Raw genomic sequence first — 18,657 nt, 5'->3', positions numbered from 1 at the left:
CCCGGGCGGACCTCGTTGTGCGTGCTACGTTGCTGGCGCCCTTCCCCGCACCGAGGAGTTCCCGATGTCCGAGCCCGTCGCGTCCCGTCGTACCGTCCTCTGCTGCGCGGCCGTTGCACTGGCGGGTGCCACGGCGGCCGGCTGCTCGTCGAACGGCGGCAAGGAGGAGACCAAGTCCGCGGGCCCGATCGATCTCGGCTCGGCCGCGGGCATCCCGGTCGGCGGCGGCAAGGTGTACCGCGACCAGGCCGTCGTCGTGACGCAGCCGACCGCAGGCCAGTACAAGGCCTTCAGCGCGAAGTGCACCCACGCCGGCTGCCTGGTCAACGGCGTGGCCAAGGAACAGATCCAGTGCCTGTGCCACGGCAGCCGTTTCGCGATCACCGACGGCGCGGTGCTGGACGGCCCGGCCCCGAAGCCGCTGCCGGAGTACCAGGTCGCGGTGCAGAACGGGAACCTGGAGGTCACCAAGGGCTGACGCATCGTCAGGGGCGGGGCCCCGATCCGCTACTGCGTACGGAGCTTGGTGTCGAGCAGCCGCCGACCGTAGGCCCTGGCGGCGTCGTCCCACCCACAGGCGGAGCAGCGGTCGACGAAGATGTAGCGCCACTTGGGGTCGGCGTACGCGACTCGGTCCTCGGGGACCCGGGTGAACGACTCGATGCTGCGCCCCCTGCCGGTCACCCGGCCGCAGGGGGCGTCGGCCGAGTGGTAGACGGTCCGTTCCTCCCCGACCGTCGTGCGCAGCAAGCACGGCATCCGCTTGGACCGGTCCGCCAGGTCGGCGGCCATGGCCGCGATCGACCGCAGGTCGTGTTCCAGCTGGGTGCGCCTGATGCGCTCCTCGTGGTGGTCGACGAAGGCCCGGGTGCGCCAGTGGTGCAGTCCGGCCAACTCGCTCCAATGGTCGGGGTTGGCCAACAGGGGCTGGTCGTTCACAGCAGTCCTTCTCCCGGGCGGCATTGACATCGGTCGACCGCAGATTCGCGGAGAACGGCCCGGCCGGGTCCGGTTTCGCGGATCTGCCGCGGACAGCCGGTCGGAGTGGTAGATGTCCGTGGCAGGAGGAGTCCGGTTGCTGGTGATCGCCGCGAGGTGTCGGCGCCAGTCGGTACGGTAGGAGCATGGCTGACCCGTCCACCTACCGTCCGGCTCCGGGGGCGATCCCGCTCTCGCCCGGGGTGTACAAGTTCCGTGACACGCACGGGCGGGTCATCTACGTCGGCAAGGCGAAGAACCTGCGGCAGCGGCTGTCCTCGTACTTCCAGGACGTCGCGAACCTGCATCCGCGTACCGCGACGATGGTGACCACCGCGGCGTCGGTGGAGTGGACGGTGGTGTCCACCGAGGTCGAGGCGCTGCAGCTGGAGTACTCCTGGATCAAGGAGTTCGACCCGCGGTTCAACGTCAAGTACCGGGACGACAAGAGCTACCCGGAGCTGGCGGTCACGCTGAACGAGGAGTTCCCGCGGGTCCAGGTGATGCGCGGGGCGCACAAGAAGGGCGTGCGCTACTTCGGCCCGTACGGGCACGCGTGGGCGATTCGCGAGACGGTCGACCTGATGCTGCGGGTGTTCCCGGTGCGGACGTGCTCGAACGGCGTGTTCAAGCGGGCCCAACAGGTCGGCCGGCCCTGCCTGTTGGGCTACATCGGCAAGTGCGCGGCGCCGTGCGTGGGCCGGGTGACCGCCGCCGAGCACCGTGAACTCGCCGAGGAGTTCTGCGACTTCATGGCCGGCCGGACGGGCAACTACCTGCGCCGCCTGGAGCTGCAGATGCAGGACGCGGCCGCCGAGATGGAGTACGAGAAGGCGGCCCGGCTGCGCGACGACCTGGGGGCGCTGCGGCGCGCGATGGAGAAGAACGCGGTGGTGCTGGGCGACGGCACCGACGCGGACCTGCTGGCGGTCGCCGAGGACGAGCTCGAAGCGGCCGTGCAGATCTTCCACGTCCGCGGCGGCCGGGTGCGCGGTCAGCGCGGCTGGGTGACCGACAAGGTCGAGGACGTGGACACGGCGGGCCTGGTCGAGCACGCGCTGCAGCAGCTGTACGGCGCGGGCACCGAGCAGGTGCCGCGCGAGGTGCTGGTGCCGGCGATGCCGGAGGAGGCCGTGCACGAGTGGCTGTCGGGCCTGCGCGGCGCCCAGGTCGATCTGCGGGTGCCGCAGCGCGGCGACAAGAAGGACCTGATGGAGACGGTGCAGCGGAACGCCCAGCAGGCGCTGGCGCTGCACAAGACCAAGCGCGCCTCGGACCTGACGACCCGCAGCCGGGCGCTCCAGGAGATCGCCGAGGCGCTGGAGCTGGACTCGGCGCCGCTGCGGATCGAGTGCTTCGACATCTCGCACCTGCAGGGCGAGGACGTGGTGGCGTCCATGGTGGTGTTCGAGGACGGCCTGGTCCGCAAGAGCGAGTACCGCCGGTTCCAGATCAAGGGCTTCGAGGGCCAGGACGACGTCCGCTCGATGCACGAGGTGATCACCCGCAGGTTCCGCCGCTACCTCCAGGAGCGCGAGCAGACCGGCGAGTGGGCCGTCCCGGAGGAGGGCGAGTCGCTGATCGACGAGAGCGGCCGCCCGAAGCGTTTCGCGTACCCGCCGCAGCTGCTGGTGGTCGACGGCGGGCAGCCGCAGGTCGCGGCCGCGAAGCGGGCGTTGGACGAGCTGGGCATGGACGACGTCGCGGTGTGCGGCCTGGCGAAGCGGCTGGAGGAGGTGTGGCTGCCGGGGGAGGACGACCCGGTGGTGCTGCCGCGTTCCAGCGAGGGCCTGTACCTGCTGCAGCGGGTGCGCGACGAGGCGCACAGGTTCGCCATCACCTACCAGCGCTCGAAGCGGGCCAAGCGGCTCACGGCGGGGGAACTGGACTCCGTCCCCGGCCTCGGCGAGACTCGCCGCCGGGCCCTGCTGAAGCACTTCGGTTCGCTGAAGAAGCTCCGCGCGGCCACCGTCGACGAGTTGTGCGAGGTCCCGGGGATCGGGCGCCGGACGGCCGAGACTGTTGCCGCAGCCTTGGCCTCCCGTACACCTGCCGCATTCGCAGTGAACACCGCGACCGGCGAGATCATCGAAGACAGTAGCGCCACAGCAGTACCGAGAAGCGGGGAAGAGACGTGACTGTGTCCAACGGGGGAGAGAGCACCCCCGAGCTGGTGATCATCTCCGGCATGTCCGGGGCGGGCCGTTCCACCGCGGCCAAGTGCCTGGAGGACCTCGGCTGGTTCGTGGTCGACAACCTGCCGCCGGCGCTGATTCCCACCATGGTCGACCTGGGGGCCCGCTCGCAGGGCGCGGTGCCGCGGATCGGCGTGGTGGTCGACGTGCGCGGCCGCACGTTCTTCGACGACCTGCTGACCTCGCTGGAGGAGCTGGAGAAGCGCGGCGTCCGCCTGCGGGTGGTGTTCCTGGACTCCTCCGACGACGCCCTGGTGCGCCGCTTCGAGTCGGTGCGCCGCCCGCACCCGCTGCAGGCCGACGGCCGGATCGTCGACGGCATCGCCCGCGAGCGCGAGCTGCTCCGCGAGCTGCGCGGCGAGGCCGACCTGGTGGTCGACACCTCGAACCTCAACGTGCACCAGCTGCGCGCCAAGATGGACGCCCAGTTCGCCGGCCAGGACGAGCCGGAGCTGCGCGCCACCGTGATGTCGTTCGGCTTCAAGTACGGCCTGCCGGTCGACGCCGACCTGGTGGTGGACTGCCGCTTCCTGCCGAACCCGCACTGGGTTCCGGAGCTGCGGGCCCGTACCGGAACCGATCCGGACGTGGCAGAGTACGTGTTCCAGCAGCCCGGGGCGCAGCCCTTCCTGGACGGTTACACCGAGCTGCTGCGGATCATCACCGAGGGTTACCGCCGCGAGGGGAAGCGCTACATGACGCTTGCCGTAGGCTGCACCGGAGGCAAACACCGCAGTGTCGCGATGTCCGAGCAGCTGACGAAACGTCTGATCGCGGACGGGGTCGAGACGGTGCTGGTCCACCGGGACATGGGCCGGGAGTAGCGGCCGGGAACCACCCGTACCGCCGCCCCGGCCGTGCACGAGACAGGAACATGGGGTCGGCGTGACGGGATACGTGCCAGCGCGGCAGCAGCTCCGGACCAGACCTGCCGAGCGGACCTCCGGGCAGCGTCCCGGCGCGCCGAAGATCGCCGCCCTGGGCGGCGGTCAGGGCCTGTCCGCGTCGCTGTCCGCGCTGCGCCGGCTGACCACCGAGCTGACCGCCGTCGTCACCGTCGCCGACGACGGCGGCTCCAGCGGGCGGCTGCGCGCCGAGCTCGGCGTGCTCCCGCCCGGCGACCTGCGCAAGGCGCTGGCCGCGCTGTGCGGGGACGACGACTGGGGCCGGACCTGGTCCGAGGTGATCCAGCAGCGCTTCACCGGCAACGGAGAGCTCGGCGGCCACGCCGTCGGCAACCTGCTGATCGTGGCGCTGTGGGAGAAGCTCGGCGACCCGGTGGAGGCGCTGAACTGGGTGGGCCGGCTGCTGAACGTGCAGGGCCGGGTGCTGCCGATGTCCGCGGTGCCGCTGGACATCGAGGCGCAGGTGCGCGGCCACGACCCGCTGCGACCGGGCGAGGTGACGGCGGTGCGCGGCCAGGCCGCGGTGGCGGTGACGCCCGGCACGGTGCAGTCGGTCCGGCTGCTGCCGGACGAGCCGCCGGCCGTCCCGGACGCGGTGCAGGCGGTGCTGGAGGCGGACTGGGTGGTGCTCGGCCCCGGGTCCTGGTTCACCAGCGTGCTGCCGCACCTGCTGGTGCCGGAGCTGGCCAAGGCCCTGGTCGAGACCCGGGCCCGCCGGCTGCTGACCCTCAACCTGGCGCCGCAGCCCGGCGAGACCGAGGGCTTCACCCCGCAGCGCCACCTGGAGGTGATCGCCGACCACGCTCCGGACCTCGCGGTGGATGCGATCCTGGTGGATGAGCGGGCCGTCAGCGGAGGCGCTTTCGGGATCGCCGACCTGACGGGCCTGGAGCAGGCCGCGAAGCGGATGGGCGCCGCCCTGGTGCTCGACCGGGTGGCCCGCGCCGACGGCACCCCGCGACACGACCCGGAGCTCTTGGCCGCGGCGTACGACCGGATTTTCCGGACTCATGGAAGGATCGGCCCATGGCGATGACGGCAGCGGTGAAAGACGAGATCTCCCGGCTTCCCGTCACCCGTGCCTGCTGCCGCAAGGCGGAGGTCTCGGCGATCCTGCGTTTTGCGGGCGGACTGCACATTGTGAGCGGCCGCATCGTGATCGAGGCGGAGCTGGACACCGGCATTGCGGCACGGCGGCTGCGCAAGGACCTCCTGGAGATCTTCGGACACTCCTCGGATCTGGTGGTGATGGCCCCCGGCGGGCTGCGTCGCGGCAGCCGGTACGTGGTGCGGGTGGTGAAGGACGGCGAGTTGCTGGCCCGGCAGACCGGGCTGGTGGACGGACGCGGACGGCCGATCCGGGGCCTGCCCCCGGCGGTGGTGTCCGGTGCGACCTGCGACGCGGAGGCCGCGTGGCGCGGTGCGTTCCTGGCGCACGGCTCGCTCACCGAGCCGGGCCGCTCCTCCTCGCTGGAGATCACCTGCCCGGGCTCGGAGGCGGCGCTGGCCCTGGTCGGCGCGGCCCGTCGGCTCGGCATCCCGGCCAAGGCCCGCGAGGTGCGCGGCGTCGACCGGGTGGTGATCCGCGACGGCGACGCGATCGGCGCGCTGCTCACCCGCCTCGGCGCGCACGAGTCGGTGCTGGCCTGGGAGGAGCGCCGGATGCGCCGCGAGGTGCGGGCCACCGCCAACCGGCTGGCCAACTTCGACGACGCCAACCTGCGCCGCTCGGCCCGCGCCGCGGTCGCGGCCGGCGCCCGGGTCGCCCGCGCGCTGGAGATCCTCGGCGAGGAGGTGCCCGAGCACCTGGCGGCGGCCGGCGCGCTGCGCATGCAGCACAAGCAGGCCTCGCTGGAGGAGCTCGGCGCGCTCGCCGACCCGCCGCTGACCAAGGACGCGGTCGCGGGCCGGATCCGTCGCCTGCTGGCGATGGCCGACAAGCGTGCTGCCGAACTCGGCCTGCCCAACACCGAGGCCAACCTCACGGAGGAGATGGCCCTGAACTGACAGGCCGTCAGCCTCCCGGAACGCAACCCCGAAGGGGCGTGCGGAGCATGACGCGGCATCCGCCGCGGACAAGCCCGCACGCTCCTTTCGGCCATCTGGGCCCTTGCGCCCTACCGGTGAGGCGATGTGCCTTGCGACACTTGGGGGAGGTAGGGTCAGCAGTGGTCGGGGAAAACCCAAAATTTCACCCCCGTCGGGCTCCGGCCCGGCGTACCTGTAAGGAGATCGGTTCGTGACGATCCGGGTAGGCATCAACGGGTTCGGCCGCATCGGCCGCAACTTCTTCCGTGCGGTCAAGGCGCAGGGCGCCGACATCGAAATCGTCGGCGTCAACGACCTGACCGACACCAAGACGCTGGCTCACCTGCTCAAGTACGACACCACTCTCGGTACCTTCCCCGGCGAGGTCTCGCACACCGAGGACACCATCACGGTCGATGGCCACACCTTCAAGGTCACCGCCGAGCGGGACCCCGCCAACCTTCCCTGGGCCGCGCTGGGCGCCGACATCGTCGTCGAGTCCACCGGTATCTTCACCAAGGCCGAGGGTGCGAAGAAGCACCTGGCGGCCGGTGCGAAGAAGGTCGTCATCTCGGCGCCCGCCACCGACGAGGACATCACCATCGTGCTGGGCGTCAACGACGACAAGTACGACGCGGCTGCGCACGACATCATCTCGAACGCCTCCTGCACCACCAACTGCGTGGCGCCGATGGCGAAGGTGCTGGACGAGAACTTCGGCATCGTCAAGGGTCTGATGACCACCGTGCACGCCTTCACCAACGACCAGGTCACCCTGGACTTCCCGCACAAGGACCTGCGTCGCGCCCGCGCCGCCTCGCAGAACATCATTCCGACCTCGACCGGCGCCGCCAAGGCCACCGCCCTGGTGCTGCCGCAGCTGAAGGGCAAGCTGGACGGCACCTCGCTGCGCGTCCCGGTCCCGACCGGCTCCATCACCGACCTGGTGGTCACCCTGGAGCGCGAGGTCACCAAGGACGAGGTCAACGCCGCGTTCCAGAAGGCCGCCCAGGAGGGCTCGCTGAAGGGCATCCTGGCGTACACCGAAGACCCGATCGTGTCCTCGGACATCGTGAACGACCCGCACTCCTGCATCTTCGACTCGAAGCTGACGATGGTTCAGGGGAACCAGGTCAAGGTGCTCGGCTGGTACGACAACGAGTTCGGCTACTCGAACCGCCTCGTCGACCTGGTCGCCATCATCGGCGAGCAGCTCTGACTCCCAGCGGTAGCTGACGTGACGTAAGGGGCAGGGCCCGGACGGCTGTCACCGCCGACCGGGCCCTGCCGCTGCGCCCACCCTCGTCCGTCCTACCCTTCCCGGTGATGCGCTGCCCCGTGTCGCCGCCTGCCGATCCATCCATCGAGGAGCAAGACCGTGAAGACGATCGAAGACCTGGAGGTCTCCGGCAAGCGGGTGTTCGTCCGCGCCGACCTCAACGTGCCGCTGTCCGGTGACACCATCACCGACGACGGCCGGATCCGCGCCGTCGCGCCGACCATCGCCAAGCTCGTCGAGCGCGGCGCCCGGGTGGTCGTCGCTTCGCACCTGGGCCGCCCGAAGGGCGAGCCGGACCCGAAGTTCTCGCTCGCGCCGGTGGCGGTCCGCCTCGGCGAGATCCTGGGCCGCCCGGTGAGCTTCGCCACCGACACGGTCGGGGACAGCGCGAAGGCCACCGTCGCCGCTCTCGGCGACGGCGAGGTCACGCTGCTGGAGAACCTGCGCTTCAACGCCGGCGAGACCTCCAAGGACGACGCCGAGCGCGGCGCGTTCGCCGATCAGCTGGCCGCCCTGGCGGACCTGTACGTCGGCGACGGCTTCGGTGCGGTGCACCGCAAGCACGCCTCCGTCTACGACCTGCCGGCCCGCCTGCCGCACGCCGTCGGCGACCTGATCGCCACCGAGGTGGGCGTCCTGAAGCGCCTCACCGAGGACGTGGCCCGCCCGTACGTGGTGGTGCTCGGCGGCTCCAAGGTCTCCGACAAGGTCGGCGTGATCGAGAACCTGCTCGGCAAGGCCGACCGGATCCTGATCGGCGGCGGCATGATGTACACCTTCATTGCCGCCCAGGGCCACGGCGTCGGTGCCTCACTGCTCCAGGAGGACCAGATCCCGGTCGTCCAGGACTACCTGAAGCGCGGCGCCGAGCAGGGCGTGGAGTTCGTGATCCCGCTGGACACCGCGGTGTCCGGCAGCTTCCCGGACGTCAAGACCGGCGCCCCGGTCGAGGACTACGCGGTGGTCGACGTGGACGCCATCCCGGACGGCGCGCTGGGCCTGGACATCGGTCCGAAGACCGCGCAGCTGTTCGCGGAGAAGATCGCCGACGCGAAGACGGTGTTCTGGAACGGCCCGATGGGCGTGTTCGAGCACCCGGCGTTCGCGGACGGCACCCGGGCCGTGGCCCAGGCGCTGCTCGACTCCGACGCGTTCACGGTGGTCGGCGGCGGCGACTCGGCGGCAGCGGTGCGCACCCTCGGGTTCGACGAGACGAAGTTCGGACACATCTCGACCGGCGGTGGCGCGAGCCTCGAGTACCTGGAGGGCAAGACCCTTCCCGGTCTCGCCGCCCTGGAGGACTGAGAGAGACATGACTGAGCGTCTCCCGCTGATGGCGGGCAACTGGAAGATGAACCTCGACCACTTCGAGGCCATCCGCCACACCCAGAAGCTGGCGTTCTCGCTGGCCGACAAGGACTACGCGGCCGTCGAGGTCGCGGTGCTGGTCCCGTTCACCGACCTGCGCTCCGTGCAGACCCTGGTCGACGGCGACAAGCTGAAGATCAAGTACGGCTCGCAGGACATCTCCCAGCACGACGGCGGCGCCTACACCGGCGAGGTGTCCGGCGCGATGCTGGCGAAGCTGAACTGCGCCTACGCGGTGATCGGCCACTCCGAGCGCCGCCAGTACCACGGCGAGAACGAGGAGATCGTCAACGCCAAGGTGAAGGCCGCCTACCGCAACGGGATCACCCCGATCCTGTGCATCGGCGAGCCGCTGGAGATCCGCAAGGCCGGCACCCACGTCGCGTACACCCTGGCGCAGCTGGACGGCGCGCTGGACGGCGTCCCGGCCGGCGACGCGGAGAGCATCGTCGTCGCCTACGAGCCGGTCTGGGCGATCGGCACCGGCGAGGTCGCGACGCCCGAGGACGCGCAGGAGGTGTGCGGCGCGATCCGGGCCCGGCTCGGCGAGCTGTACGGCACCGACCTGGCCGACAAGGTCCGTGTCCTGTACGGCGGTTCGGTGAAGTCCTCGTCGGCGGCCGGCCTGATGGCCAAGCCCGACATCGACGGCGGACTGATCGGCGGCGCCTCGCTGGACGCCGACGAGTTCGTCAAGATCGTGCGCTTCCGCGACCAGGCAGTAGGCTAACGCCGCCGCAGCAACGTAGGCTTTGGGGCCGGACCGCGTAACGCGGGCCCGGCCCCTTCGCCGAAGATTCGAGAGAGTTGGTCCCGTCGTGGTTCTCGGGTTCGAGATTGCGCTGATCGTCCTCAGCGTGCTGATGATCATGCTGGTGCTGCTGCACAAGGGCAAGGGCGGCGGTCTGTCCGACATGTTCGGCGGTGGCGCGATGTCCACCGGCGGCGGTTCCGCGGTGGCCGAGCGGAACCTCGACCGCATCACCATCGTGATCGGCCTGGCCTGGTTCGCCTGCATCATCGTGCTCGGCCTGCTGCTCAAGGGCAGCAGCTGACGTTCGCATCTGACAGGAAGTCGGCCGGCGGTGTGGCGCAGCCTTAACCGCCGCTTACACTAGGACGACTTCGCCACCGTCCGCCCAGCCGCGGCCGGACGGCACCAGCACGCAGGGGAGTCAGACCGTGGCAAGTGGCAACGCGATCCGAGGCAGCAGAGTCGGTGCCGGCCCGATGGGGGAGGCGGAGCGCGGCGAGTCCGCCCCCCGCAACCGGATCTCCTTCTGGTGCGCGAACAAGCACGAGACGCGCCCCAGTTTCGCCGCGGAGGCGGCCATCCCGGACACCTGGGACTGCCCCCGCTGCGGGTTCCCCGCCGGCCAGGACGAGCACAACCCGCCCGCCCCGGCCCGCAACGAGCCCTACAAGACCCACCTCGCCTATGTGCGCGAGCGGCGGACGGACGCGGACGGCGAGGCGATTCTCGCCGAGGCGCTGGCCAAGCTGCGCGGCGAGATCTGAGCCGTACGGCAACGCGAAAGCCGCCCACCGGGGACCGGATTCCCTGGACGGGCGGCTTTCTGCTGGGTGCGCGGCCCCTCACGGGAGTGCACCCGAAACGGCTGAAGCCGCCCACCCGGGGATTCGAGTTCTCCGGGTGGGCGGCTTCTGGCTTGCTGCGTTCCCCTTCGCGGGCCGGCCGCAGGTTCCTGATGGAGCGTGGGAAGCTGCGGGCGGTCCGGGTGTCGGGTCACCTCACTCGGCGGGGTGCCGGGTGGGTGGGCGCAGGGGGTTGACGGGGCGTCAGGACAGTTTGGCGGCTGCCGCCTCGTCCAGGAGCCAGAGGGTCTTCTCGGTGCCCGTCACCGCGCCCGCCGGGGCGGTGTTCGCGTCCCCGGTGGTGCGGGCCAGGGCGACGGCGTCGGCCTTGTCGGGGCCGGCGGCGAGGAGCCACACCTGGCGGGCGGTGCGGAGGGTGGGGAGGGACAGGGAGATCCGCGTCGGCGGGGGCTTCGGCGAGTCGTGGACGGCGATGACGGTGCTGCCGGTCTCGTGGACCCCGGGGTGGCCGGGGAACAGCGAGGCGACGTGCGCGTCCGGGCCGACGCCCAGGAGCAGGACGTCGAAGACCGCGCCGGCCGCGGCCAGGTCCGCGGCGTAGCGGGCGGCGGCGTCCTCGGGGGAGGCGCCGTCGTCGGCGGGCATCTGGTGGATGCGGGCGCCGAGCGGTCGGACGGCGTCCAGGAACGCGGCGGCCTGGACGGCGTTGCGCTCCGGGTCGTCGTGCGGGAGGTACCGCTCGTCGCCCCACCAGAGGTCGACCTGCGCCCAGTTCACCGTGTCGCGCGCCGGGTGGGCGGCGAGCGCGGCGAGCAGGGCGTTGCCGTTGCGGCCGCCGGTGAGCACCAGGTGGGCGTTGCCGCGTGCGGCCTGCGCGTCGACCACGGTGGTGATCAGGCGGGCGGCGGCCGCTTCGGCGAGCAGGGCCGGGTCGCGGTGGACCAGGACCGTCCCGGCGCTCACTGGGCGCTCTTCCTGCGGGCGGCGGCCTTCTTGGTGGCGGCGGGCGTCTCCTGCTCGCCGACCGGGTGTTCCGCGACCGCGTGTTCTGCGGCGTGGCCCTCGACGGTGCCGCCGGGGCCCGCGTGCTCGACTCCGGCGATCCGTTCGCGCAGCCGGTCCACGGGGGTGCGGACGGCGGTGGCGTAGATGTCGTCGGGGTCGAGGCGGCGCAGTTCCTCGGCGATCAGTTCGGCGGTGTCGCGGCGCTTGAGCGCGACCATGCGGTCGGGCGCACCGGGCATCGACAGGGTGCCGAGCAGGCCGTCGGGGCGGTCCAGGACGATGTCGCCGTCCTTGGTGCGCAGCGTGACGGCGGTGATGCCGGGGCCGCCGGTGACGACCCGTTCGACCGGCACCCGCAGGCGGTTGTGCAGCCACAGGCCGAGCAGTTCGACGCTGGGGTTGTACGACTCGCCCTCGACCACCGCGGCGGTGATCGCGACGTCGCGCTGGTCGAGCGCGGCGGCCAGCATGGAGCGCCAGCCGGTGATCCGGGTCCACGCCAGGTCGGTGTCGCCGGGCGTGTAGCCGGAGGCCCGCTGGGCGAGCTGGCCGACCGGGGACTCGGCGGTCACCGCGTCGGTGATCCGGCGCTGGGCGAGCGCGCCGAGCGGGTCCTGGGCGGGGTTGAGCGGCGCGTTGTCCGGCCACCAGACCACCACGGGGGCGTCCGGCAGCAGCAGCGGCAGCACCACGGACTGGGCGTGCGAGGCGAGTTCGCCGTGCATGCGCAGGACGACGGTCTCGCCGCTGCCGGCGTCGCTGCCGACCAGGATCTCCGCGTCCAGCCGGGTCTCGGCCCGGGCGCGGGGCGAGCGGCCGGCCCGCTTGATGACGGCCAGGGTCCGCGAGGGGTGCTCGCGGGAGGCGTCGTTGGCGGCCTTCAGGGCGTCGTAGGCGCTGCCCTCGTCGGTCACGATGACCAGGGTCAGCACCATGCCGGCGGCGGTCGAACCGCTGGCCCGGCGGGCGTCCATCAGGGCAGCGTTGATCTTGCTGGACGTGGTGTTCGTCAGGTCGATCTTCATGGGCGGCGCCAGCTCCTGCCGTCTCGTGCGAGCATCTCGTCCGCCTCGACCGGGCCCCAGGTGCCGGCCGGGTACTGCGCGGGCTTGCCGTTGGCGTCCCAGTACTGCTCGATCGGGTCGAGGATCTGCCAGGACAGCTCGACCTCCTGGTGCCGCGGGAAGAGGTTGGCGTCGCCGAGCAGGACGTCCAGGATGAGTCGCTCGTACGCCTCGGGGCTGGACTCGGTGAACGACTCGCCGTAGGCGAAGTCCATGGTGACGTCGCGGACCTCCAGCGCGGTGCCGGGGACCTTCGAGCCGAAGCGCACGGTGACGCCCTCGTCCGGCTGGACGCGGATCACCAGGGCGTTCTGGCCGAGCTCCTCGGTGGCGTAGGAGTCGAACGGCAGGTACGGGGCGCGCTGGAAGACCACCGCGATCTCGGTGACCCGGCGGCCCAGCCGCTTGCCGGTGCGCAGGTAGAACGGCACGCCGGCCCAGCGCCGGTTGTTGATCTCCAGCTTGATGGCCGCGTAGGTGTCGGTCTTGGACTCGGGGTTGATGCCGTCCTCGTCCAGGTAGCCGACCACCTCCTCGCCGCCCTGCCAGCCGGAGGTGTACTGGCCGCGCACGGTGTGCTTGCCCAGGTCGGCGGGGAGCTTGACGGCGCTGAGCACCTTCAGCTTCTCGGCGACCAGCGCCTTCGGGTGGAAGGACGCGGGCTCCTCGATGGCGGTCAGCGCCATCAGCTGGAGCAGGTGGTTCTGGATGACGTCCCGGGCGGAGCCGATGCCGTCGTAGTAGCCGGCCCGGCCGCCGATGCCGATGTCCTCGGCCATGGTGATCTGCACGTGGTCGACGTACGACCGGTTCCAGATCGGCTCGAACATCTGGTTGGCGAAGCGGAGCGCCAGGATGTTCTGGACGGTCTCCTTGCCCAGGTAGTGGTCGATCCGGAAGACCTCGTCACGGGGGAAGACCTCGTGGACGATCCGGTTCAGCTCCTGGGCGCTGGCCAGGTCGTGGCCGAACGGCTTCTCGATGACCGCCCGGCGCCAGGAGCCCGGCGCCGGGTCGGTCAGGCCGTGCTTCTTCAGCTGCTGGACCACGGTGGGGAAGAACTTCGGCGGCACCGACAGGTAGAACGCGAAGTTGCCGCTGGTGCCCTGCGCCTGGTCGAGTTCCTCGATGGTGCGGCGCAGCGTGTCGAAGGCGTCGTCGTCGCCGAAGTCGCCCTGGACGAACCGCATGCCCTTGGCGAGCTGCTGCCAGACCTCCTCGCGGAAGGGGGTGCGCGCGTGCTCCTTGACGGCGTCGTGCACCACCTGCGCGAAGTCCTCGTCGGCCCATTCGCGCCGGGCGAAGCCGATCAGCGAGAAGCCCGGCGGCAGCAGGCCGCGGTTGGCGAGGTCGTAGACGGCCGGCATCAGCTTCTTGCGCGACAGGTCGCCGGTGACCCCGAAGATCACCAGGCCGGACGGCCCGGCGATCCTCGGGAGCCGGCGGTCGGCGGGGTCCCGCAGCGGGTTGGCGGGCCGGACCGGGGTGTCTCCCGCGGCCGGCTCCGTTCCCTCCACGTCCGGGTACGGCTGGGTGTTGCTCACTGTGGTGTGCTCCGCTTTCCGTGCGTCGATTCCGTGAGCAGGTGTCAGTTGTCGCCGTGCGACCGGAGCGCGGCGGTGACGGTGTCGAGCAGCTCGTTCCAGGAGACCTCGAACTTCTGCACGCCCTCCTCCTCCAGCACCCGGACCACGTCGTCGTAGTCCACGCCGGCCGCGGTGACCGCGTCCAGCACGGCCTTGGCGTCCGCGTAGTTGGGGGTGATGGTGTCGCCAGTAACGACGCCGTGGTCGTCGGTGGCGTCCAGGGTGGCCTCGGGCATGGTGTTGACGGTGCCCGGGGCGACCAGCTCGGTCACGTACAGGGTGTCCGGCAGGTTCGGGTCCTTGACGCCGGTGGACGCCCACAGCGGGCGCTGCGGCTTGGCGCCGGCCGCCTCCAGGGCCGCCCAGCGGGCCGAGGCGGGCTTGCCGCCGTCGACCGAGCCGTAGACCTCCTCGTACGCCTGGTAGGCGAGGCGGGCGTTGGCCACGGCGGCCTTGGAGCGCAGCTCCTTGGTCTCGCCGCCGAGGGCGTCCAGGCGCTTGTCGATCTCGGTGTCCACCCGGGAGACGAAGAACGAGGCGACCGACTCGATCTGCGAGAGGTCCAGGCCGGCGGCCTTGGCCTGCTCCAGGCCGGTCAGGTGGGCGTCGATGACGGCCTTGTAGCGCTCCAGCGAGAAGATCAGCGTGACGTTGACGCTGATGCCCTTGGCCAGGACGGCGCTGATCGCGGGCAGGCCGGCCAGCGTGGCGGGGATCTTGATCAGCACGTTCGGGCGGTCGACCAGCCACCACAGCTGCTTGGCCTCGGCGACGGTCGCGGCGGTCTCGTGGGCGAGGCGCGGGTCGACCTCGATGGAGACCCGGCCGTCACGGCCGTTGGAGGCGTCGTACACCGGGCGCAGCACGTCGGCGGCGTCGCGGACGTCCGAGGTGGTGATCATGCGGACGGCCTCGTCGGTGGTGACCTTGCGCACCGCGAGGTCCTCCAGCTGGCGGTTGTAGGCGCCGTTGCCGGCGATCGCCTTCTGGAAGATGGTCGGGTTGGTGGTGACGCCGACGACGTGCTTCTCCTGCACCAGCTCGGCCAGGTTGCCGGAGTTCAGGCGCTCCCGGCTGAGGTCGTCCAGCCAGATCGCCACGCCTTCTTCGCTGAGGCGGTTCAATGCGTCGGTCATGGTGCTTCAGTCCCTCTTCTTCTGTTCTTCGTACGTCTGCGGTGGAGTCCGGGGACCCGGCCCCGGGGGGAGTGCGGTCCCCCCGGGCCGGGTGTGACCGCTAGCGGGAGACGGCCTCGACCGTGCGCAGCGAGGCGCGGGCCGCGTTGGCGACGGCGTCCGCGGTGATGCCGAACTCCTGGTAGAGCACCTTGTAGTCGGCGGAGGCGCCGAAGTGCTCCAGGCTGATGATCCGACCGGCGTCGCCGACCAGCTCGCGCCAGCCCTGGGCGATGCCCGCCTCGACCGAGACCCGGGCCCGGACGTTCGGCGGCAGCACGCTGTCGCGGTACGCCTGGTCCTGCTCGGCGAACCACTCCACGGACGGCATCGACACCACCCGGGTGGGGGTGCCCTCGGCCTGCAGCGCCTCGCGGGCCTGCATCGCCAGCTGCACCTCGGAGCCGGTGCCGAGCAGGATCACCTTGGGCTCGCCGCCCTCGGCCTCGGCCAGCACGTAACCGCCCTTGGCCGCGCCCTCGGCGGAGCCGAACACCTCGCGGTCGAAGGTCGGCACGCCCTGCCGGGTCAGCACCAGGCCGACCGGGCCGGGGTGGCTGGTCTGCCGCTCCAGCACGGTGCGCCACACCACGGCGGTCTCGTTGGCGTCCGCCGGGCGGACCACCGCGAGGCCGGGGATGGCGCGCAGCGCGGCCAGGTGCTCGACCGGCTGGTGGGTCGGGCCGTCCTCGCCGAGGCCGATCGAGTCGTGCGTCCAGACGTAGACCACCGGCAGCTTCATCAGCGCGGCGAGCCGGACCGCGGGGCGCATGTAGTCGGAGAACACCAGGAAGGTGCCGCCGTAGATGCGGGTGCGGCCGTGCAGCGCGATGCCGTTCATCACGGAGCCCATGGCGTGCTCGCGGATGCCGTAGTGGACGGTGCGGCCGTACGGCGAGGCGCTCTTGAGCGAGTTGCCCTCCGGAAGGAAGGAGGACTCCTCGTCGATGGTGGTCAGGTTGGACTCGGCGAGGTCCGCGGAGCCGCCCCACAGCTCGGGGACCAGCTTGCCGACGGCCTTCAGCGTGTCGCCCGAGGCCTTGCGGGTGGCGACGTCCTTGCCGGCCGGGAAGACCGGCAGGGCCTTCTCCCAGCCGTCGGGCAGCTCGCCGATCTGGATCCGGTCGTACTCGGCGGCGCGCTGCGGGTTGGCGGCGCGCCACTCGCGCAGCTGCTCCTCCCAGGCGGTGCGGGCGGCCTGGCCGCGCTGCACGACCTCGCGGGCGTGCCCGACGACCTCGTCGGTCACCTCGAAGGTCTTCTGCGGGTCGAAGCCCAGCACCTTCTTGGTGGCGGCGATCTCGGCGTCGCCGAGGGCCGAGCCGTGCGCCTTGGCGGTGTCCTGGGCGTTCGGCGCGGGCCAGGCGATGATGGTGCGCATCGCGATGATCGACGGCTTGCCGGTCTCCGCCTTGGCGGCCTCCAGCGCGGCGGCCAGCGCGACGACGTCGATGTCGCCGTCCGACTTCGGGACGACCCGCTGGACGTGCCAGCCGTACGCCTCGTAGCGGGCCAGCACGTCCTCGGAGAACGCGGTGGCGGTGTCGCCCTCGATGGAGATGTGGTTGTCGTCGTACAGCGCGACCAGGTTGCCCAGCTTCTGGTGGCCGGCCAGCGAGGACGCCTCGGCGGAGATGCCCTCCTGGAGGTCGCCGTCGGAGACGATCGCCCAGATGGTGTGGTCGAACGGCGAGGCGCCGGCCGGCGCGTCCGGGTCGAACAGGCCGCGCTCGTAGCGGGCGGCCATCGCCATGCCCACCGCGTTGCCGACACCCTGGCCGAGCGGGCCGGTGGTGGTCTCGACGCCGGCGGTGTGGCCGTGCTCGGGGTGGCCGGGGGTGCGGCTGCCCGCGACCCGGAAGGCCTTCAGGTCGTCCAGCGACAGTCCGTAACCGGACAGGAAGAGCTGGGTGTACAGCGTGAGGGAGGTGTGCCCCGGGGAGAGCACGAAGCGGTCGCGGCCGGCCCAGGTCGGGTCGGTCGGGTCGTGGCGCAGGAAGCGCTGGAAGATGAGGTACGCGGCGGGGGCCAGCGACATGGCGGTGCCCGGGTGCCCGTTCCCCACCTTCTGCACGGCGTCCATGGCCAGGACCCGGGCCGTGTCCACGGCCCTCTGGTCCAGCTCGCTCCACTCGAATACGTTCGGCGTCGTGCTCACCCTGACTCAGGGCTCCTTCCGGATTTCTGTAGAAGTGTCACCCCGTGAAGGGGACCGGTCGGCCACGCCGCTGTGGCCGGCGCCGATCACGGAGGGTTGATCCCGCTTCTCTGTGCGAGCCTACCGTTTGCGAGGCACCTCACCCTGCGTGCCGGGCAACCAGGATCGGCGGCGTCGCATTCCCCTGTCGGGACGTCAATTCCTCTGTCCTACATTCACCCGTCAGGAGAGGGTTTGCCCGTCCGAGGCGTAAGACGCGCGGGCGCACGGCTCGCCGGGGGACCCCGGGGCGGATCGGGAGATATGGAGCGTCTATGGTTGCGTGGTACGCGCAGCGCGGACGGTGGGCACCCTGCGGGTCTCCGGGACGCCTGTGGAAGTTCATCGACTGTTGAGGTGTCCGTGACCGCCGTCGAATCCCGCCCCGCCGGGGTGGTAGGGACGAGCACCGTACGCCGGCCGTTCGGGGCCCGCATCGGGGCCTTCGTCGCCCTCACCAAACCCCGGATCATCGAGCTGCTGCTGATCTCCACGGTGCCGGTGATGTTCCTGGCCCAGGGCGGCGTGCCCAACCTGTGGCGGGTGCTCGCGGTGGTGGTCGGAGGCTACCTGTCCGCGGGCGGCGCCAACGCGCTCAACATGTACATCGACCGCGACATCGACGCGGTGATGTCCCGCACCGAGCGGCGCCCGATCGTCACCGGCATGGTCTCCCCCCGGGAGGCCGTGGTCTTCGGCATCACGCTGGCCGTGGTCTCCACCGTCTGGCTCGGCGTCCTGGTGAACTGGCTGTCCTCGGCGCTCGCGCTGGCCGCCCTGCTGTTCTACGTGTTCGTCTACACGCTGGGCCTGAAGCGCCGCACCGCGCAGAACGTCGTCTGGGGCGGCATCGCCGGCTGCATGCCGGTCTTCGTCGGCTGGGCGTCCGTGACCAACTCGCTGTCCTGGGCGGCGCTGCTGCTGTTCCTGGTGGTGTTCTTCTGGACGCCGCCGCACACCTGGGTGCTGTCGATGAAGGTCCGCGACGACTACACCCGGGCCGGCGTGCCGATGCTGCCGGTGATCCGCGGCAACATCGGCGTCGCCAAGCAGGTCGTCGTCTACTCCTGGGTGATGGTGGCGACCTCGATGCTGGTGTGGCCGGTCGCGCACACCAGCTGGCTGTACCCGGTCACCGCCGCCGTGCTCGGCGTGCTGTGGATGAAGGAGGCGTACGCGCTCCAGTCGCGCGCCAAGGCCGGCATCGTGGGCGCCAAGCTCAAGGAGATGCGGCTGTTCCACTGGTCGATCACGTACCTGACGCTGCTGTTCCTGGAGATCGCGATCGACCCGTTCATCGGGTGACACCCCCTCCGTTCC

General features: G+C 71.2%; 17 protein-coding genes. 11 read left to right on the top strand and 6 right to left on the bottom strand.

Annotated elements, in window-relative coordinates; genetic code table 11:
- Positions 1–64 precede the first annotated feature (64 nt).
- On the top strand, positions 65–478 hold the full coding sequence (locus ACI1MP_RS12055; RefSeq protein ID WP_380339500.1) for a Rieske (2Fe-2S) protein: 414 nt from the start codon (positions 65–67) through the stop codon (positions 476–478).
- 29 nt (positions 479–507) lie between these two features.
- Here ACI1MP_RS12055 and ACI1MP_RS12050 read toward each other — a convergent pair whose 3' ends face one another.
- Positions 508–939 (bottom strand): hypothetical protein, encoded by a 432-nt coding sequence (locus ACI1MP_RS12050; RefSeq protein ID WP_404868649.1) that lies wholly within the window; start codon positions 937–939, stop codon positions 508–510.
- Positions 940–1,124: 185 nt separating this feature from the next.
- Between ACI1MP_RS12050 and uvrC the strand changes: the two genes are divergently transcribed.
- The 9 genes from uvrC to ACI1MP_RS12005 all read left to right on the top strand — a co-directional run bounded on the left by uvrC (position 1,125) and on the right by ACI1MP_RS12005 (position 10,271).
- Positions 1,125–3,116 (top strand): excinuclease ABC subunit UvrC, encoded by a 1,992-nt coding sequence (gene uvrC, locus ACI1MP_RS12045; RefSeq protein ID WP_380339494.1) that lies wholly within the window; start codon positions 1,125–1,127, stop codon positions 3,114–3,116.
- Positions 3,113–3,997 carry an RNase adapter RapZ gene (gene rapZ, locus ACI1MP_RS12040; RefSeq protein WP_369880792.1) on the top strand — a complete coding sequence of 295 codons (885 nt, stop codon included), beginning with the start codon at positions 3,113–3,115 and terminating at the stop codon, positions 3,995–3,997. The genes uvrC and rapZ overlap by 4 nt, the downstream gene beginning before the upstream one ends.
- Before the next feature lie 61 nt (positions 3,998–4,058).
- Complete coding sequence (gene yvcK / locus ACI1MP_RS12035; protein ID WP_380339490.1) at positions 4,059–5,114, top strand: uridine diphosphate-N-acetylglucosamine-binding protein YvcK; 1,056 nt, start codon at positions 4,059–4,061, stop codon at positions 5,112–5,114.
- Positions 5,105–6,085, top strand: coding sequence for a DNA-binding protein WhiA (gene whiA / locus ACI1MP_RS12030; RefSeq protein WP_043910002.1), 981 nt, complete (start codon positions 5,105–5,107; stop codon positions 6,083–6,085). Before yvcK ends, whiA begins: the two co-directional genes overlap by 10 nt.
- A 232-nt stretch (positions 6,086–6,317) precedes the next feature.
- Positions 6,318–7,325: a type I glyceraldehyde-3-phosphate dehydrogenase gene (gene gap, locus ACI1MP_RS12025; protein WP_380339488.1), complete on the top strand. Its 1,008-nt coding sequence runs from the start codon at positions 6,318–6,320 to the stop codon at positions 7,323–7,325.
- Between the two features lie 159 nt (positions 7,326–7,484).
- Positions 7,485–8,690, top strand: coding sequence for a phosphoglycerate kinase (locus tag ACI1MP_RS12020; protein ID WP_100589699.1), 1,206 nt, complete (start codon positions 7,485–7,487; stop codon positions 8,688–8,690).
- Positions 8,691–8,697: 7 nt separating this feature from the next.
- The gene (tpiA, locus tag ACI1MP_RS12015) at positions 8,698–9,483 is read left to right on the top strand and encodes a triose-phosphate isomerase (protein ID WP_100589700.1); all 786 of its coding nucleotides are present in this window, start codon (positions 8,698–8,700) and stop codon (positions 9,481–9,483) included.
- A gap of 88 nt (positions 9,484–9,571) precedes the next feature.
- Positions 9,572–9,808: a preprotein translocase subunit SecG gene (secG, locus tag ACI1MP_RS12010; protein ID WP_100589701.1), complete on the top strand. Its 237-nt coding sequence runs from the start codon at positions 9,572–9,574 to the stop codon at positions 9,806–9,808.
- 127 nt (positions 9,809–9,935) lie between these two features.
- The gene (locus tag ACI1MP_RS12005) at positions 9,936–10,271 is read left to right on the top strand and encodes an RNA polymerase-binding protein RbpA (protein WP_073814874.1); all 336 of its coding nucleotides are present in this window, start codon (positions 9,936–9,938) and stop codon (positions 10,269–10,271) included.
- A 282-nt stretch (positions 10,272–10,553) separates the two neighbouring features.
- Here ACI1MP_RS12005 and pgl read toward each other — a convergent pair whose 3' ends face one another.
- The 5 genes from pgl to tkt all read right to left on the bottom strand — a co-directional run bounded on the left by pgl (position 10,554) and on the right by tkt (position 17,298).
- Positions 10,554–11,273, bottom strand: a complete 720-nt coding sequence (gene pgl, locus ACI1MP_RS12000) for a 6-phosphogluconolactonase (protein WP_404868648.1) — start codon at positions 11,271–11,273, stop codon at positions 10,554–10,556.
- Entirely contained in the window at positions 11,270–12,340 is a 1,071-nt protein-coding gene (gene opcA, locus ACI1MP_RS11995) for a glucose-6-phosphate dehydrogenase assembly protein OpcA (RefSeq protein ID WP_380339480.1), read from the bottom strand. The genes pgl and opcA overlap by 4 nt, the downstream gene beginning before the upstream one ends.
- Entirely contained in the window at positions 12,337–13,896 is a 1,560-nt protein-coding gene (gene zwf / locus ACI1MP_RS11990) for a glucose-6-phosphate dehydrogenase (protein ID WP_100589751.1), read from the bottom strand. The genes opcA and zwf overlap by 4 nt, the downstream gene beginning before the upstream one ends.
- 71 nt (positions 13,897–13,967) lie before the next feature.
- Entirely contained in the window at positions 13,968–15,101 is a 1,134-nt protein-coding gene (tal, locus tag ACI1MP_RS11985) for a transaldolase (RefSeq protein WP_380339477.1), read from the bottom strand.
- A 100-nt stretch (positions 15,102–15,201) separates the two neighbouring features.
- Positions 15,202–17,298, bottom strand: a complete 2,097-nt coding sequence (gene tkt, locus ACI1MP_RS11980; protein ID WP_380339474.1) for a transketolase — start codon at positions 17,296–17,298, stop codon at positions 15,202–15,204.
- Positions 17,299–17,700: 402 nt separating this feature from the next.
- On the opposite strand from tkt, the gene ACI1MP_RS11975 reads away from it, so the two are divergent.
- Positions 17,701–18,642, top strand: a complete 942-nt coding sequence (locus ACI1MP_RS11975) for a heme o synthase (RefSeq protein WP_100589752.1) — start codon at positions 17,701–17,703, stop codon at positions 18,640–18,642.
- The last annotated feature ends 15 nt before the right edge of the window (positions 18,643–18,657 follow it).

Source organism: Kitasatospora griseola (assembly GCF_044999035.1).
Lineage (GTDB): Bacteria > Actinomycetota > Actinomycetes > Streptomycetales > Streptomycetaceae > Kitasatospora > Kitasatospora griseola.
This window is presented reverse-complemented; position numbering and strand designations above follow the sequence as displayed.

Bases quoted from the DNA above. Each gene is read 5' to 3' on its own strand.
- ACI1MP_RS12055 (WP_380339500.1), top strand. From the start codon at position 65: ATGTCCGAGCCCGTCGCGTCCCGTCGTACCGTCCTCTGCTGCGCGGCC.
- uvrC (WP_380339494.1), top strand. From the start codon at position 1,125: ATGGCTGACCCGTCCACCTACCGTCCGGCTCCGGGGGCGATCCCGCTC.
- whiA (WP_043910002.1), top strand. From the start codon at position 5,105: ATGGCGATGACGGCAGCGGTGAAAGACGAGATCTCCCGGCTTCCCGTC.
- tpiA (WP_100589700.1), top strand. From the start codon at position 8,698: ATGACTGAGCGTCTCCCGCTGATGGCGGGCAACTGGAAGATGAACCTC.
- opcA (WP_380339480.1), bottom strand. From the start codon at position 12,340: ATGAAGATCGACCTGACGAACACCACGTCCAGCAAGATCAACGCTGCC.
- tal (WP_380339477.1), bottom strand. From the start codon at position 15,101: ATGACCGACGCATTGAACCGCCTCAGCGAAGAAGGCGTGGCGATCTGG.